The 2,500-nt window shown below is 53.8% G+C and carries 1 tRNA gene and 2 rRNA genes (1 of these 3 cut by a window edge); all 3 read right to left on the reverse strand.

The annotated features are described in order from the left end of the window. Positions 1–214: 214 nt before the first annotated feature. Positions 215–291: transfer RNA gene (locus AC2FH8_RS20500), tRNA-Met, on the reverse strand. 87 nt (positions 292–378) lie between these two features. Next, positions 379–493: ribosomal RNA gene (gene rrf / locus AC2FH8_RS20505) — 5S ribosomal RNA — on the reverse strand. A gap of 182 nt (positions 494–675) precedes the next feature. After that, positions 676–2,500: ribosomal RNA gene (locus AC2FH8_RS20510) — 23S ribosomal RNA — on the reverse strand (it continues 1,003 nt past the right edge of the window).

The raw sequence follows: 2,500 nt of genomic DNA on the forward strand, positions 1-2,500 counted from the left end.
TTGCTTCCACGGTGCTTTCAGTTGTGATGGCGCAACGCAAAAGCCCGCTCTGGCACGGTGTGTAATATATTGATATTGTGTAGTGATTTAGGTTGCGGGAGTAGGGTTTGAACCTTTGGCCTTCAGGTTATGAGCCTGACGAGGTGAAGACGTTAAGCAATTGATCCAGTGGATCAATTTTAGTCTGAACGGGCTGTGTTGATATTATTCGACCTGGTTGCGGGAGTAGGATTTGAACCTACGACCTTCAGGTTATGAGCCTGACGAGCTACCGGGCTGCTCCATCCCGCGACACTAGGTTGGCCTATCGCTTTCGCTACTTGAGGCCGGGGTCGAATAAGTATTGTTATCATTTAGAGAGAATTGGGATTTTTCTAGGTTTGGCGGTGACCTACTCTCCCGGGGCTTAAGCCCAAGTACCATTGGCGCGGCAGTGCTTAACTTCCGGGTTCGGGATGGGACCGGGTGTTTCACTTGCGCTATGACCACCAAACCGAGGAAAATCCCACGTTGCGACTTGCGTAGCAAGCGCGACGGGTGGCAGGCAGCGTCTTTTGCGTGCAAAAGGCGCGTTGCCACTCGGTAGTGTAATCAATCAACAGTGCCGCTTGGCGCGACACAGCCATCGTTAGTCTAAGGTGTGTATGTTTTTGATTTGTCTTTCCATTACTGGATCAAATCAAGCCTATCGGGCGATTAGTACCGGTCAACTGAACGCATTACTGCGCTTACATCTCCGGCCTATTGACGTGGTGGTCTTCCACGGCCCTCAGGGAGACCTTGTTTTGAGGGGGGCTTCCCGCTTAGATGCCTTCAGCGGTTATCCTGTCCGATCATAGCTACCCTGCACTGCTGCTGGCGCAACAACAGGTCCACCAGTGGATCGTTCACCCCGGTCCTCTCGTACTAGGGGCAACTCCTCTCAAGTCTCCTACACCCACGGCAGATAGGGACCGAACTGTCTCACGACGTTCTAAACCCAGCTCACGTACCTCTTTAAACGGCGAACAGCCGTACCCTTGGGACCTGCTCCAGCCCCAGGATGAGATGAGCCGACATCGAGGTGCCAAACACTGCCGTCGATATGGACTCTTGGGCAGTATCAGCCTGTTATCCCCGGCGTACCTTTTATCCGTTGAGCGATGGCCCTTCCACTCGGGACCACCGGATCACTATGGCCGTCTTTCGACTCTGCTCGACTTGTCAGTCTCGCAGTCAGGCTGGCTTCTGCCATTGCACTCAACGAGCGATTTCCGACCGCTCTGAGCCAACCTTCGCGCGCCTCCGTTACGCTTTAGGAGGCGACCGCCCCAGTCAAACTACCCGCCACGCAGGGTCCCGGATCCGGATAACGGACCGCGGTTAGACATCAAGAGTGCGAAGGGTGGTATCTCAAGGGAGGCTCCACAGGGACTAGCGTTCCTGCTTCAAAGCCTACCACCTATCCTGCACATCACAATCCTGATGCCAGTGCGAAGCTGTAGTAAAGGTGCACGGGGTCTTTCCGTCTAACCGCGGGAAGCCTGCATCTTGACAGGCAATTCAATTTCGCTGAGTCGATGTTGGAGACAGCGGGGAAGTCGTTACGCCATTCGTGCAGGTCGGAACTTACCCGACAAGGAATTTCGCTACCTTAGGACCGTTATAGTTACGGCCGCCGTTTACCTGGGCTTCAATTCAAGGCTCTCACCTCTCCTTTTAACCTTCAGGCACCGGGCAGGCGTCAGACCCTATACGTCGTCTTGCGACTTCGCAGAGCCCTGTGTTTTTAATAAACAGTCGCCACCCCCTGGTTTGTGCCCCCAGCCCCTAGTTGCCTAGGAACCGGGCCTCCTTCTCGCGAACTTACGGAGGTATTTTGCCGAGTTCCTTCAACATCGTTCTCTCAAGCGCCTTGGTATTCTCTACCAGTCCACCTGTGTCGGTTTAGGGTACGGTCTTATAGGAGGGCTATTTCCAGGAACCTCTCAGCAGCCCATTCAATCCGATAAGGATGAACTACCTCTGAGATCCGTCACCACTCCACGGCCTAGGAATATTAACCTAGTTCCCATCGCCTACGCCTTTCGGCCTCGGCTTAGGGGCCGGCTTACCCTGCTCAGATTAGCTTTAAGCAGGAACCCTTGGACTTTCGGCGAGAGTGTCTCTCACACTCTTTGTCGCTACTCATGTCATCATTCTCACTAGTGATCTCTCCACCGGATCGCTCACGCGCCGGCTTCATCGAAAGCCTCTCTCCTCCAATACGCCCGAAGACGTGAAGGAGGAATGAGACTATGTCACACTACGCTCTGCTACCATGCCTTACGGCATCCTAAGCTTCGGCTCATGGCTTGAGCCCCGTTACATCTTCGCCGCAGGACAACTTATTTAGACCAGTGAGCTGTTACGCTATCTTTAAAGGATGGCTGCTTCTAAGCCAACCTCCTGGTTGTTTTGGTCGTCCCACCTGCTTTCCCACTTAGCCATGAATTGGGGGCCTTAGCTGTAGGTCAGGGTT

It is taken from the genome of Ruegeria sp. CDSC025 (genome assembly GCF_059610805.1).